Below are 12,949 nucleotides of genomic sequence, written 5' to 3' on the forward strand. Positions count from 1 at the left end.
GAGACCGCACCCGGGACAGACCCAGGCGGCCGTGCGGTGCCATCCTCGCGGCTCGAGCGTATGGAGGCACCGGTCGCAACGGGGAGGGAAGCCGCCCGGATCTTCGCGGAGGGCCGGAAGGATTTCGGGGGACACCGGGGGGAGATCGTGAGGCGGGTGCATGGGGCCCTTCTGTCGAGGGCATTCTGACATGCGCATGCGACAGGGTGCGGATCGGATCTCGATACGCCCGCCTCGAGCGCAGAGGACGGGGGAGGAGCGTCGACGCCCCTCCCCCGTTCCGCGAGTCTCGCGTCTCGCCCTAGCGGCGGAAGTCCCGCAGGGCCTTCTTCGCCTTCTTCGAGGCTTGGGCGGCCGCCTTCCGGCGACGTCGGCGCGACCGAGGGTCGTCCCACAGGCGCACGACCTGGTGTCCGACCGACTCCCGACTCTTGACCTGTACGCGGCCGGTGCGGGTGCCGAGGACATACGCCAGCACGACGAGGCCGCCGACGATGATGATGCGATTGCGCATGGCACCCTCCTAGTTCAAACGCTTCTGGTCGTGCGCGAGCCTCGCACGGAGGCTGGAGTGCACCGAGATGTAGGTGCGGAACTGCTGACCGGTCAGGGTGCCGAGATTCGTCACCAGCGTGTCGACGTACTCGGTGATCTGCCGAGGAGAGGTGTTCTGCCGCGGCGTCACGCTCACGTGCAGGACCGTCTCCTTGCGCACCTCGTTCGAGTGGATGCGCGACGTGAGGATCTCGTCGCGCTCGTCGAGCGAGTTCTTCAGCGCCGCGGACGCGAACCCGTCCGTGACCGTGATGCGACCGGCCTCGCTCTCGGCGCCCGTGGACTGCAGGGGCACACGGTGCTTGCCACGGACGGCGCCGATGGCGACGAGGACGAGCACGATCACCACGATCGCGAGCGCCGCGATGGCGCCGATGTCGAGGGAGGGCTGACCGATGCCCTCTGCCCATCCGCGGACGGAGTCGGCAGACTGCGTCCAGAGCTCGGCTGCGCCGGGCACGGCAGCGACGACGATCAACACACCGCCCAGTGCGATCACGACGAGTGCGACGACGAACAACACGATGCGGTTGAGCGCGCGGTTGGTGTTCCTCATCGGGAGCCCTCCTTTCCCGGGTCGAGCGGTCGCTCGATGCGGATGTGCGTGCGGACAGACGGGGTGAGCCGGTACGAGGCCACCTCCTCGTCGACGATCCGACGGAGGTCATCGGCATCCACCGGGATGCCGAGGGGCGGCCGGACTGTCACGTCGACCGCGCGGTGGGCGACGCCCACGACGACGTTCTCACGGGCGATGCCGGACTCGGTGCTCAGGTGCTGCGCGATCGAGGAAGCCACGACGCCGTTGTCGACGACGACGGCGCGCTCGCCCCAGGTCATCTCGTGCTTGGAGAGGCGGCCGGGAGCCACGGCGATCAGCAGGATGATGAGACCGACGAGAGCGATGCCGACGCCCGCCGCGATCAGTGCCGCCGGCACCACGGCTGTCGGGAGCGCAGCGACGGAGTCGAATGCCGCCCCGGGGTCGACGAGGAGCGGCGGTCGGCCGGCCAGGGAGAGAGCGATTTCGAGGCCGGCGTAGATCGCGGCCAGGATCAGCAGCACCACGACGACGAGCATCGCGCCCGTGCGGGGGGAGTGCGTCTCACGACGCACGACGGTACGCAGGACGGAATCGGTCATCTCACCCTCCTCTTCTTCGGGGCGGTCGCCCCGGCGATGGTCAGGTCCACCCGCGACACCTCGCGCCCGAACAGACGCGTGAGGCGGTCGTGGAGATCGTTCTGGATGCCGCGCGCAGCCTCGAGCACGGGAGTGGCGGCGCGGATGGCCTCGGTGTCGTCGAGGCGGGGGACCGGGAACGGAGCCTGGACGCGCACCACGACGGTGTCGCGCGAGGCGGCGATGTCGACCGACACGTCGGAACGGTCGATGCCGATCGCTTCCGCGGCGGCCTGTTCTGCCGCCTTGCGGAAGACGCGATCGGCCACGTCCACGCGACCGCCGGTGTGCACGGTGACCCCGCCCCCCGGGGTGGCGGTGGCCACCCCGGGAAGCGCGGAGGTCACGATGTGCTCCGACCCGAGAATGCGTTGGCGATACTGCGGATGTCGATCTGGCCCGACACGATGCGGCCGATCACGGCGCCGATCACCATGAACACGGCGACGAGGAGGAAGCCCCAGAATCCGAAGATCAGTGCGGCGGCGGCCAGGACGAGTCCGACGAGTGCGCCGGTGAGTGTCGGGTTCATGAGACGCGCGCGGGGGTCGAGTCGTCGTCATCGTCACCCGGGATGTGGATGTCGTTGACGTCGACGTTGATCTCGACGACCTCGAGGCCGACGAGACGGCTGATGGCGCCGGCGACGCGGGAGCGCACCTGGTCGGCCACCTCCTGGATGGGTGCCGGGTATTCGACCACGATGGTGAGGTCGGCTGCGGCCTGGGTCTCGCCCACTTCCACCTTGACGCCCTGCGTCAGGTCGGTCGCGTTGATCGCGTCGCGGATCGCGCCGAAGGCGCGGGCACCGCCTCCGCCGAGGGCGTAGACGCCGGCGATCTCACGCGCGGCGATGCCGGCGACCTTGGCGACGACGGAGTCGGCGATGGTGGTCTTCCCGGCGGTGTCGGCGGCGGCGGTTTCGGCGCCGGTGAACGCGCGGTCCACGCGCGACCCCTGCGGCGCGGCGACCGGCGCCGCGGGCTTCTCTTCGATAGCCATCGGAGTGTCCTTCCAGTACGTTCTGCCCGGGTGATCCCGGTGCAGCGGTGTTCGCTACTGGTGAGACGCACCGAGGAGGGGATTCGTCACGCGCCGCACGAAGATCTTTCCCCGCCGCCATGGACGACGAACGCCCCGGCACTGCTGCCGGGGCGTTCGCGTGATGCTTCTCCGAGGTCAGGGGCGTCCCATGCCGTAGTACGTCCAACCGGCCGCGCGCCAAGCGACGGGATCGAGGCAGTTTCGCCCGTCCACCACGACGCGACCGGCCGTCAGCTCGGCGGCGTGCGCCGGGTCGAGATCGCGGCGGTACTCGTCCCACTCCGTCACGACGATGACGGCGTCGGCGTCGCGCAGCGCCTCGTCGCGGTCCTCGACGTAGGTCAGCTGCGGGTGGATGCGGCGGGCGTTCTCGATCGCGGCCGGGTCGGTCAGAGTGACGTCGGCGCCCAGACCGTGCAGGCGCACGGCGACGTCCAGGGCGGGCGAGTCGCGGATGTCGTCGCTGTGGGGCTTGAAGGCGGCGCCGAGCACCGTCACCTTCTTCTCGAACACCGAGCCGCCCAGTGCTTGGACGGTGAGGTCGACGGCTCGATCACGGCGTCGGAGGTTGATCGCGTCGATCTCTCGCAAGAACGCCACCGACTCGCCGCGGCCGAGCTCTTCGGCCCGTGCGGAGAAGGCGCGGATGTCCTTCGGCAGACACCCGCCGCCGAATCCGATGCCGGCGCCCAGGAAGCGGCGGCCGATACGAGCGTCGTGACCGATCGCGTCGGCCAGGGTGGTCACGTCGGCACCGGTGACCTCGGCGATCTCGGCCATCGCGTTGATGAAGCTGATCTTGGTCGCGAGGAAGGCGTTGGCCGACACCTTCACCAGCTCTGCCGTGGCGTAGTCGGTGATGATGAACGGAGTGCCCTTGGCAATGGACGGGTGATACACCTCGCGCAGGACGTCGGCGGTGCGAGCGCCTTCCTCGGTCGGGCCACCGTCCGCGCTCGGCACACCCGCGACCAGACGGTCGGGATCGATGGTGTCCTGCACGGCCCATCCCTCGCGCAGGAACTCCGGGTTCCAGACGAGTGTGGCGCCCCGTTCGCTGACGCGCGGTGCGAGGGACTCGGCGGTGCCGACCGGCACAGTCGACTTGCCCGCGACGATGTCGCCCTCGGAGAGGTAAGGGAGCAAGCCGTCGACGGCCGCGTGCACATACGTCAGGTCGGCGGCATATCCACCGGGCTGCTGCGGCGTGCCGACGCCGATGAAGTGGACCTTCGCGCCCTGCGCGGCCGCCATGTCGGTCGTGAACGACAGGCGTCCCGAGGCGATGCCCTCAGCGAGGATCTCCTGCAGTCCGGGTTCGAAGAAGGGTGCCTCCCCCTTCGAGAGCGAGTTCACCTTGCGCTCATCGACGTCGATACCGACGACCTCGTGTCCGATCGAGGCCATCGCCGCAGCGTGGACGGCTCCCAGGTATCCGCAACCAATCACAGAAAGACGCACGGGTCTCCTCCAGCTTTGTATCGAGACGGCACGCGAGTGTCGCACCGTCGACCCGCGCGGGAGCGCGGGGAGTTCACGCGGCCGTCTCGCCCGGCGCCAGTGCGGCGCGAGCGGTCTTGCCCAGAATGACGAAGTCGCCGACGAGCGTCCAGTTCTCGACGTACGAGAGATCGAGGCGCACCGACTCCTCCCAGGAGAGGGAGGATCGACCGCTGACCTGCCACAGGCCGGTGATACCGGGCTTGGCGAGGAATCGACGGTGCACGTGGTCTGCGTAGAGGGCGACTTCCGACGGCAAGGGCGGCCGCGGGCCGACGAGCGACATCGATCCGCCGATCACGTTGAACAGTTGCGGGAGCTCGTCGAGGCTGAACTTGCGCATGATCCGACCGATCGGGGTCACCCGCGGGTCGTTCTTCATCTTGAAGAGCACTTCGTTGCCGGCATCCCGCTCCTGCTTCGCGAGCTGCTCGAGCAGGTCTTCGGCGTTGACCACCATCGACCGGAACTTGATCATCGTGAACTCGCGGCCGCGGAATCCGACGCGCTTCTGGCGGAAGAACACGGGGCCTTCGCTGGAGAGGCGCACGGCCATGGCGAGGAAGGCGAGGAGAGGACTGAGAACGATCACCCCGGCGATGCTCGCGACCAGGTCGACGGTGCGCTTGAGGAAGACCTGTCCGCGGGAGAACCGGGGCGTCTCGACGTGGATGAGGGGCAGCCCGGCGACCGGTCGCGTGTGGAGGCGCGGGCCCGCGATGTCGATGATGCTCGGTGCGAGAACGAGGTGCTGGCGACCCGCCTCGAGGCTCCAGGAGATCTGCTTCACCTTGTCGGCGGGAAGCTCGTCGGCGCTCGTCACGGCGACCGTGTCAGCCCCCGTCACCTGCAGGGCACGGGCGATGTCACCCACGTGACCCATCACCGGGATGTCCGTCCCGGGGATGGTGTCGGCGACCTTGCCGCTCGGCACGCACGCGCCCACCACTCGGTAGCCGGCGTTGGTGTTGCGGGCGAACTCGCGAGCCAACTGCGTGACGGACGCGAGCGATCCGACCAGCAGCACGTTCGCGGAGTACTTGCCGTGCGAGCGCTGGACGATGAGCCACTGACGCCAGAGCCAGCGCGTGAAGATGAGGACGAGGATGCCGACGGGCAGGCTGATCAAGAGGTACCCGCGTGCCACATCGATCTGCGTGAGGAAGGCGATGATCGCGATCGTTCCGAACAGGCGGAAGCTGGAATCGACGATCCGGATGTACTCCTGCGAGCCGGTGCCGAGCACGCGGTCGCTCCGCGAGTCGATGAAGGACAACGCCCACATCCAGGCGATGATCAGCACGGCCGAGAAGACCCAGTACGACAGATCGGTGATCCGACTGTCACGGCTCGCCGCGATGGCGGCGTTGCCGGTGCCGAACCACGCCAACTGCGTGCCGTACACGACCCAGATCAGGGCGGCGAGATCGGTCAGGATGAGGTTGCGGCGATAGCGTTGGCGCCAGCGGTCATGCGTCGAAGGGCTGGCCTGGGGAGCGCGGTCCAAGAAGGATGCGTGGCCCGGAGTCTTCGTCGTCGGCGCATCATCGATGTCGCCGACGGCGCCCTGCGACGTCGATGTCGCGTCGACCTGGAGGTCAGACGTCACAGTGCTTAGGCCCCTTTCCCCGGGTGTGCCGGATCGTGGTTCTCGTGCTGAACGATAACAGCCTGAACTCACCCCGTGAATCACCCCTGTATGAACGAATTGTTTCCTGAGTACCCCGGATCGTCATCCTGAATTTCCCTCGGGGAACGGCCTGTCCTCCAATTGGGGGACGACGTATGGCCTGCCCGATCTCCGCAACCCAACACGATCCCGCGGCGATGTCAACCGTGTTCTCGATAGTGGCATTGTTGGTATTCGCGCGCGAGCCGCCTACACTCGACACGGTTCTCGACATCCACACTGTCGTGGGACGCGACTCCGGGGGGATCGCCGATGACACTCGAGAGCCGGTGGACCCGTCTGCGCGCCCGCGTCGCGCCGAGCGTCCTCATCGCGGGGCTGGCCGTTCTCCTCGTGATCGGCGGGTCGATCGTGGTGTCCAGCGCGTTCGGGGTCTGGCCGCTCGGAGTCGCGCGCAACGATGCCGCTCCCGCCCCCATCGCATCAACGAGCCCGGACGTGACCATCGCGCCCATCCCGAGCGTCGCGCCGACACCGACACCGACGCCGACGCCGACACCGACGCCGGTCGTGCCTGCCTCGCCCGCCGCCCAGCCGTGCGACGGCGACACGGTTCTGACCATCTGGGCGCACCCCGACGACGACATCATCTTCGGCAACCCGTCGATCTCCGACGCCCTCGCCGCGGGTGAGTGTGTGCGCACGATCTTCCTGACCGCGGGTGATGCGGGCAGGGGGCTCGGATACGTGCATTCGCGCGAGCTGGGGATCCTGCGGGCGTACAACCACATGCGCGGCGCCGACGGATTCTGGGACTCCACGGTCCTCACATTGACGGGGGGACTGCGCGTGGAGCGGCTGAGTCCGCAGGGCGACCCCCGCGTCTCGGTGATGTTCGCGCGCCTGCCCGACGGGAACATCACGGATGAAGGCTTCGACTCCACGGGGCACGCGACGTTGAGCAAGCTCGTCGACGGCGCGATCGCGACACTGACCCCGATCGACTCCGGTCCGGCCGTGGACCGAGCGCAGCTCTCCGCATCCTTGGCCGAGCTTGCGGCGGCACTCCACCCCGTCCGCACGCTGACCCACGTCCCCCGAGGGAGCGCCTATGCTCCCGGCGACCACCCGGATCACTCGGTCGTGGGCACGCTGGTGCGGGATTCTCTCGGCCGAGACGCGTCGCTGGCCCCCGGCATCCGCTACCTCGTGGGGTATCCGTCGATCGACCTCCCGCGCACGCTGGACGGTGCTGCCTTGGATGCCAAGGTCGAGACGTACCGCATCTACGCGCAGCAGGACGATGTGGTCCGGTGTGCGGACCGCGATGCATGCCTCAAGACGCGCAAGTTCGGGGAGTGGCTGCGGAGGTCGTACCCGCTGAGCGAGGCCGACCTCCGCATGTCCTGACGTCCCGTCCGAGAGCGCCTTCTCGACTCGGCGGCGCGGTCAGTGTGCGAACGTGCCGTGCACGATCGCGCGACCCCGCGTCTGGAACGCCAAGGCGAACGAGACGGCGGCCGGCGTTGCGTCGCCGTCGACACCGAGGCTCTCGGCACCCACGGCGTGGACGACGAAGAAGTAACGGTGGGGTTGGTCGCCCTCGGGCGGCGCGGCGCCCAGGAATCCGAGCTGTCCGGCGTCATTGCGCACGTGGAATGCTCCCGGCGGCAGGTCGCCGTCGGCGAAGCCCGGGGGAATCTCTCTGAGATCGCCGGGAAGGTCGACGAGGACCCAATGCCAGAAGCCGCTCGGCGTGGGGGCATCCGGGTCGAAGCAGGTGATGGTGAACGAGGCGGTGCCCTCGGGCACCTGGGACCACTTCAGATGTGGCGACGTGTTGCCGCGGGCCGCCACCTGGTCGTCCTTGAGGGGCTGGGAGTCGGTGACGTCATCGCTGACGACGTCGAAAGACGCGACCGCGGGAAGGAGCGGGTACGGATCGGGTGTGGGGAGACGAGTCAGATCAACCATGCCGGAACCATACGGCGGGGCATTCCCGGGGCGGGCGGGCTTGCACGGGAGACCCACGCTGGGTAATCGCCCGCCGACGCTCGTCGGCAGATCGCGGAGGCAGAGTCCCGAAGTGCCCCCCGATCGGCGCCTTCCTCCCCGCCACTCGGTGGGGGCATGGCGTGGAGTGCCTGATTCCGGCGGGTCCGCGCGATAGCGTCGTACGGTCACGCCGCGCGCCGACGACCCGAGACCGTCGCCGCGTTCGGTCGGGGGGACACAGAACGGAGCTACGGTGCAGGACGAGGACCTTTCCGGGGCGGAAAGTGGGGGAAGGGATGCAGCGCGCGATGCGCGCCGCATTCGGGTGACCCGGCGCGGCCTGCTCATCGGCGGTCTGGCGTTGGTGGGCCTCGGCGGCGGTGCTCTGCTCGTCCGTCAACTGCGCCGGAGCGGCCCCCCGGTGGGCGCGTGGATTCCTCTTCACTCGATCGCTGCACCGACGCTGCCGGCGGGTCCCTCTCCGGCGAGCGAAGCGCCGGGGCCCGACACGGCGATGACGATCTGGGCGCACGCCGACGACGACATCATCTTCGCCAATCCCGAGCTCTCCACCGCCATCGCGGCCGGCGCGACGGTCCGCGCGGTCTACGTCACGGCGGGCGACGCCGGGAAGGGTCTCGACTACGCGCGGGAGCGGGAAGCCGGCATCCGCGCCGCGTACGACCTCATGCGCGGCTCGGTGGGCGAGTGGGACGAGCGGTCACTCACCCTGCTGAGCGGCGCGCGGGTGACGCGTTTCGTGCCGCGAGACGAGCCCCGCCTATCAATCACGGTCCTGCGTCTTCCCGACGGTGGGCTCAACGGGAAGGGCTTCGAGGCGACCGGAAACGCCGGGTTGACCCAGCTCGTCAACGGTGAGGTGGCCGAACTGGTCCCGGTCGACGGTGCCCCGGCATACGATCTCCCGCGTCTCACGGCCACTCTCGCCGAGCTTCTCGCCGCCGCGCAGCCTGGCCGGGTGAGCACCAACGTTCCGCACGAGAGCGCCTTCGCCCACGGCGACCACCCCGACCACTCGTGCGTCGGCTCCCTCGTGCGCGCCTCAGCGCCAGTCGTCGGTATCGCGGCCGAGGCGATGTCGTACTACATCGGTTATCCCTCGCAGGACCGGCCCGTGAACGTCACCGGCGAAGAACTGGATGCCAAGGTCGAGGTGTACCGCACGTACGCGGCGGACGACCCCGTGGTCCGGTGCGGAGAAGCCTCGACGTGTCTCGCGCAACCAGGCTTCGGCGAGTGGCTGCGGAGGACCTACCCGATGTCCGAGGGGGAGCTGCGCCTGTCCTGATCGGGCGTCACCGTCGCGGCACGCGCCGCGGGAGGGACACCGACAGGCGGAAACCTCCGCCGGCTTCGCTGGCGGCGTCCAGCCGGCCGCCCAACAGCTCGGCTCGCTCCCGGAGACCGCGCAGACCCGTACCGCTCGACGGGAGGGTGAGGGCGGGCTCGGTCGGGGCGTCGTTCGAGATCACGACATCGATCGTCGCCGTCGTCGCGCGAATGCTGACCTTCACCACGGCGCCGGGAGCGTGCTTGCGGACGTTCGTGAGCCCCTCCTGCACGGTGCGATACACCGCCCGTTGCACCGCGGGAGCGAGGTCCACGGGAACCTCGGTGACCAGCTCGGCGCTCAGCCCGCTGTCGGCGACCAGGCTCGGCAGGTCGCCGAGCGTGGGTTGCGGCTTGTCGCCGGGAGCGGGAGCGCCTTCGGCTCGGAGAACGCCGACCATCTGGCGGAGTTCGTCGAGAGTGCGCACCGCGAGGGAGCGGATGACATCGGCCGCTCGGCGGGCGTCGGGATCCGCCGAGGCGACCTGGAGGGCGCCGGCCTGAACGGCGATGAGGCTCACCTGGTGGGAGACGACGTCGTGCATCTCCCGGGAGAGTCGTATGCGCTCGCGGCGGAGCACGTCCTGCTCGTCGCGAAGGCGTTCGGCGGCGCGGGCGGCGGAGAGCTCGGCGACACGGTCGCTGAGCTCGCGCCGTGTTCGGACGAGGGCGCCGAGAGCGATCGGGGTCGCGGCGTACAGCAGCGCGTACAGCAGCGAGGGGGCGAGATAGTCCAGTTCCGGCAGCTGCCAGTCGGGGAGGAGGAAGCACGCGAACGTCACGGCCCCCGCGATGAGGAGCGGCGGGAGGCGTCGCTCGCGCACCGCGACGGAGTAGAGAGCGATCGGCGCGGCGATCGTCATGGCATCCACCACGAGTCCGGGCAGAACCAGCGCGAACGCCACCCAGGGTAGCCGCCGGCGGACCAAGAGTCCGAGCACCGCGATGGCGGCCAGGGCGATTTCGAAGGGCGTCCAGCGCGGGAGAAGAACGATGACGTCGACCACCGCCGCCGCGGCGAGCGCCACGTCGGTCACGACCGCGAACCACCTGCTGCCGGTGACCTCCGCCAGCCGATCGCGCGCGACGCGGGTCACTTCCGGTCGCCGCCCCGGCGGGCGCGCTCCGCGATGAGGGCGGCTTCGAGACGCGTCGATACAGACAGCTTCGCGAGGATGGCGCTCACGTGGTCCTTGACCGTCGCTCCGCTGAGATGGAGGCGTTTGCCGATCTCCGCGTTGGACTCGCCGGTGGGGAGGTGCTGCAACACGTCCCGCTCTCGTTCGGTGAGCAGCGCCACGCGTTCCACGGCGTCCGGGTCGGGGGCTCCGACGTACCCTTCGACGAGCGTGCGCGAGACCTGCGGGGAGAGCACCACGCCGCCGGCGGCGAGGGAACGCACCATCGCGGCGAGATGTTCGGGAGGGGTGTCCTTGACCAGGAACCCGGACGCGCCGTCGTGGAGCGCGCGGGCGATGTGGTCGTCCGTGTCGAACGTGGTGAGGATGCCGATGACGGGGCGGTCGGGGTCGTCGCGGAGATCGGCGAGCACATCCAGGCCGCTGCGCCCCGGCATCCGGATGTCGAGGAGGACGACGTCCGGGCGTTCGCGACGGATGGCTTCCACGGCCTGATCGCCGTCGACCGCGGCCACCACCTCGATGTCGTCGGCGGCGCCGAGGATCAGTTCGAAGCCGGAACGGACGAGGGCCTCGTCATCGACGACTACCACGCGGATCACGTCTGTCACACTACGACGGCGCGTGCCGTGCCGTCCCTGTGTGAACGGCGAAGGGGACGCCGTGTGCGCGGCGTCCCCTTCCTGCGAGCGGTGTCAGTCGTCCGAGACGGTGACCGTCACGTCGATGTTGCCGCGCGTGGCGTTCGAGTACGGGCAGACCTGGTGAGCTTCGTCGGCGAGCTGCTGGGCGAGGTCGTGCTCGACGCCCGGAAGCACGACCTCGAGCAGGACGGCGAGCTGATACCCGCCCTGGCCGTTCGGGCCGATCTGGACGCGCCCGCCCACCGAGGAGTCCTCGAGCTTGACCTTGTGGCCGCGGGCGACGGCGTGGAGAGCGCTGTGGAAGCACGCGGCATACCCGGCGGCGAAGAGCTGCTCGGGGTTGGTGCCGTTGCCGGAGCCGCCCATCTCCTTGGGGACGGCGACGTCCAGGTCGAGGTCGCCGGCGACGACGTGGCCGTTACGGCCTTCCCCGGTCGAGAGGGATTCGGCGGTGTAGAGGACGTCCATGGGTGAGGTTCCTTTCTCGAGGACGAACGGATGCCGGGAGGCACACGTGGGCAAGGACGGGCGCGCGGTGCGCCGGTCGATCAGGAGGCGAGTGTGCGCCCGCCGACCGCGTCCACCACGGTCTGCGGGTGGTCGCGGAGGTCGCGCATCGCGGCCGTCAGCTGCTGCAGGGCGCTGATCAGCTCGCGGGCGCTGTCGGCGTCGGTGAGGCCCGATCCGACCGCGATGCAGCGGGGGACGTGGGCGAGCTCTTCGCGCATCTCGCGTCCGCGCGAGGTGAGCGAGACGGTGACGACGCGCTCGTCGTCGGCGCGACGCTCTCGCGTGATGTAACCCGCGGACTCCATGCGGGCGAGCATGGGCGAGAGCGTGCCGGAGTCGAGCTGCAGGGCGTCGCCCAGGCCACTGACGGTCTGGGCACCGTCGTTCCACAGCGTGACGAGGGCGAGGTACTGCGGGTAGGTGAGGTCCCACGGGTCGAGCAACACGCGGTACGCCTGCGTCGTGGTGCGGCTGGCGGCGTAGAGGGCGAAGCACACGAGGGAGTCGACGGCGGGCATGGCAAAAGAGTTGCACACAATTCAATTGTGCACAACATGAATCAACGATCGCCCCCGAAGTCAACCCCTGCCGACGGCCGTCGGTTCGATCCGACCATGGGTCGCATGACCCCCCGCAGCGACGCGAGCGCCGTCTCTCCGTCGGGCTTCCTCCCCGACGCAGACCGCGACGTCCTCGCCATCAACGGGCACCACTTCGACCTCGGGATCCCCGGCCTCCCGGGTCTCGCCGACTCGGCCTGACGGACCCCGTCGTCAGTCCTCGGTGCGTACGATCGCGCCGTCCGTCGCTGCCACGGCGACCTCGCCGCCGTCGACGAATTCGATCGTCCACGCGGCGGCACCGCCATCGCGATCGAGCGCGACCTCGTCGACGCTGCGGTTCCCGTCGTAGGCTGCGGCGGCGATGCGGATCGCGTCCGCCAGCGGCGTCGACGCCGCGCTCAGGGCCGCGCGATCGTCCGCGTCGAGATCCCCGCCTTCGTGCCGACCCGCCACGGTCGGGCCGGCAGGCTCGACCTCGACCTCGACGTCGCGATCACCGACGGCGACGCGAATCCGGGACGTCCCTCCTTCGGTCTCCAGGGCGAAGGCGCGGCCGCCGGCATCCGACTCCGCCAGGACGACCGCGGCGATCGTCGACTCGTACCCCTCGTCGCCCGGGGTGCCCGAACCTGGCGAGGGGGCGCATGAGGCGAGGGTGAGGGCGAGTCCGAGCGCCGAGAGCCCGGCGGCGAGAACGCGGAGGGATGCCATGGCGCGAGGCTAGCGACCCGCGTGCGACCGCTCCCGGTCGTTGCGCCGGAGTCGCTGATGTGCCAGCCGTTCGACCGGGGGTAGCAATTCGTCCCGCGATCGTCAACCGCGGTCTCCGCTCCAGGT

17 protein-coding genes are annotated in these 12,949 nt (G+C 69.6%); 3 read left to right on the forward strand and 14 right to left on the reverse strand.

All coding sequences use genetic code 11. The features are described from left to right. Positions 1-301: 301 nt before the first annotated feature. From ABC271_RS03975 to ABC271_RS04010, 8 genes are all read right to left on the reverse strand, one after another. Positions 302-514: a hypothetical protein gene (locus ABC271_RS03975; RefSeq protein ID WP_412923595.1), complete on the reverse strand. Its 213-nt coding sequence runs from the start codon at positions 512-514 to the stop codon at positions 302-304. A 9-nt stretch (positions 515-523) separates the two neighbouring features. Further along, entirely contained in the window at positions 524-1,111 is a 588-nt protein-coding gene (locus ABC271_RS03980; protein WP_412923596.1) for a hypothetical protein, read from the reverse strand. Next, entirely contained in the window at positions 1,108-1,698 is a 591-nt protein-coding gene (locus ABC271_RS03985) for an Asp23/Gls24 family envelope stress response protein (RefSeq protein ID WP_412923597.1), read from the reverse strand. Before ABC271_RS03985 ends, ABC271_RS03980 begins: the two co-directional genes overlap by 4 nt. After that, entirely contained in the window at positions 1,695-2,084 is a 390-nt protein-coding gene (locus ABC271_RS03990; RefSeq protein ID WP_412923598.1) for a hypothetical protein, read from the reverse strand. Before ABC271_RS03990 ends, ABC271_RS03985 begins: the two co-directional genes overlap by 4 nt. Then, positions 2,081-2,269: a DUF2273 domain-containing protein gene (locus tag ABC271_RS03995; RefSeq protein WP_412923599.1), complete on the reverse strand. Its 189-nt coding sequence runs from the start codon at positions 2,267-2,269 to the stop codon at positions 2,081-2,083. The genes ABC271_RS03990 and ABC271_RS03995 overlap by 4 nt, the downstream gene beginning before the upstream one ends. Further along, complete coding sequence (locus ABC271_RS04000) at positions 2,266-2,739, reverse strand: Asp23/Gls24 family envelope stress response protein (protein ID WP_412923600.1); 474 nt, start codon at positions 2,737-2,739, stop codon at positions 2,266-2,268. The genes ABC271_RS03995 and ABC271_RS04000 overlap by 4 nt, the downstream gene beginning before the upstream one ends. A gap of 177 nt (positions 2,740-2,916) precedes the next feature. Further along, entirely contained in the window at positions 2,917-4,242 is a 1,326-nt protein-coding gene (locus tag ABC271_RS04005) for a UDP-glucose dehydrogenase family protein (protein ID WP_412923601.1), read from the reverse strand. Between the two features lie 73 nt (positions 4,243-4,315). Continuing rightward, on the reverse strand, positions 4,316-5,890 hold the full coding sequence (locus tag ABC271_RS04010; protein WP_412923602.1) for a sugar transferase: 1,575 nt from the start codon (positions 5,888-5,890) through the stop codon (positions 4,316-4,318). Between the two features lie 333 nt (positions 5,891-6,223). Here ABC271_RS04010 and ABC271_RS04015 point away from each other — a divergent pair, with 333 nt between their 5' ends. Beyond that, on the forward strand, positions 6,224-7,321 hold the full coding sequence (locus ABC271_RS04015) for a PIG-L family deacetylase (RefSeq protein ID WP_412923603.1): 1,098 nt from the start codon (positions 6,224-6,226) through the stop codon (positions 7,319-7,321). A 39-nt stretch (positions 7,322-7,360) separates the two neighbouring features. Here ABC271_RS04015 and ABC271_RS04020 read toward each other — a convergent pair whose 3' ends face one another. Next, on the reverse strand, positions 7,361-7,885 hold the full coding sequence (locus ABC271_RS04020) for a YbhB/YbcL family Raf kinase inhibitor-like protein (protein WP_412923604.1): 525 nt from the start codon (positions 7,883-7,885) through the stop codon (positions 7,361-7,363). 346 nt (positions 7,886-8,231) lie between these two features. Between ABC271_RS04020 and ABC271_RS04025 the strand changes: the two genes are divergently transcribed. After that, positions 8,232-9,215 (forward strand): PIG-L family deacetylase, encoded by a 984-nt coding sequence (locus ABC271_RS04025; RefSeq protein ID WP_412923605.1) that lies wholly within the window; start codon positions 8,232-8,234, stop codon positions 9,213-9,215. A gap of 7 nt (positions 9,216-9,222) precedes the next feature. Here ABC271_RS04025 and ABC271_RS04030 read toward each other — a convergent pair whose 3' ends face one another. From ABC271_RS04030 to ABC271_RS04045, 4 genes are all read right to left on the reverse strand, one after another. Next, positions 9,223-10,353, reverse strand: coding sequence for a sensor histidine kinase (locus ABC271_RS04030; RefSeq protein ID WP_412923606.1), 1,131 nt, complete (start codon positions 10,351-10,353; stop codon positions 9,223-9,225). Next, on the reverse strand, positions 10,350-10,997 hold the full coding sequence (locus tag ABC271_RS04035; protein ID WP_412923607.1) for a response regulator: 648 nt from the start codon (positions 10,995-10,997) through the stop codon (positions 10,350-10,352). The genes ABC271_RS04030 and ABC271_RS04035 overlap by 4 nt, the downstream gene beginning before the upstream one ends. A 93-nt stretch (positions 10,998-11,090) precedes the next feature. After that, complete coding sequence (locus ABC271_RS04040) at positions 11,091-11,507, reverse strand: organic hydroperoxide resistance protein (protein WP_412923608.1); 417 nt, start codon at positions 11,505-11,507, stop codon at positions 11,091-11,093. A gap of 80 nt (positions 11,508-11,587) precedes the next feature. Further along, positions 11,588-12,067 (reverse strand): MarR family winged helix-turn-helix transcriptional regulator, encoded by a 480-nt coding sequence (locus ABC271_RS04045; protein WP_412923609.1) that lies wholly within the window; start codon positions 12,065-12,067, stop codon positions 11,588-11,590. 105 nt (positions 12,068-12,172) lie between these two features. Here ABC271_RS04045 and ABC271_RS04050 point away from each other — a divergent pair, with 105 nt between their 5' ends. After that, entirely contained in the window at positions 12,173-12,310 is a 138-nt protein-coding gene (locus tag ABC271_RS04050; RefSeq protein WP_412923610.1) for a hypothetical protein, read from the forward strand. 12 nt (positions 12,311-12,322) lie between these two features. Here the strand turns inward: ABC271_RS04050 and ABC271_RS04055 are convergent, their stop codons facing one another. Then, positions 12,323-12,823 carry a PepSY domain-containing protein gene (locus ABC271_RS04055; protein WP_412923611.1) on the reverse strand — a complete coding sequence of 167 codons (501 nt, stop codon included), beginning with the start codon at positions 12,821-12,823 and terminating at the stop codon, positions 12,323-12,325. Between the last annotated feature and the right edge of the window lie 126 nt (positions 12,824-12,949).

The sequence above is a fragment of the Microbacterium canaveralium genome, from assembly GCF_047238045.1.
In the GTDB taxonomy this organism is placed as follows: domain Bacteria; phylum Actinomycetota; class Actinomycetes; order Actinomycetales; family Microbacteriaceae; genus Microbacterium.